This is a genomic window from Kitasatospora sp. SC0581, from assembly GCF_048159585.1.
Classification (GTDB): Bacteria; Actinomycetota; Actinomycetes; order Streptomycetales; family Streptomycetaceae; genus Kitasatospora.
This window is the reverse complement of sequence record NZ_JBLRWA010000335.1, coordinates 1-311: the sequence shown is the minus strand read 5'-3', so window position 1 is coordinate 311 and position 311 is coordinate 1. Positions and strand designations below refer to the sequence as shown.

Genomic DNA, 311 nt, shown 5'->3' with positions numbered 1-311 from the left:
TTTCGGCAGCAGCGATTCTGTTTGAATGTAATTGTTTTTGACCTTCCCGAAGGCAGCCCCGGCTTTTTCGGGCGCGGTTTTCATCACTTCGGCAGCAAGATTGTACTGGTCGGTAAAAGCCGAAAATACCCCTTCTAAAATACTGCCTTTTATGCTGTTTCTTCCGTTCGTATACAGTCGGATGCCCCGGCCGTTTACATCGGCGTAACCATCCGCGTTGCCAAGTTTTACTTCTTTCAATCCGTCCGTGTTTTTGCCGGCCTTTTCAAAATGGATATCTGATTTTTCCGCATACTGTTGGAATGTATGGA

The 311-nt window shown here is 46.6% G+C and carries 1 protein-coding gene; it reads right to left on the bottom strand.

The window, feature by feature from the left end:
• A partial coding sequence (locus tag ACLWS4_RS38350) for a hypothetical protein (RefSeq protein ID WP_416876619.1) occupies positions 1-311 on the bottom strand: 311 nt, incomplete at both ends.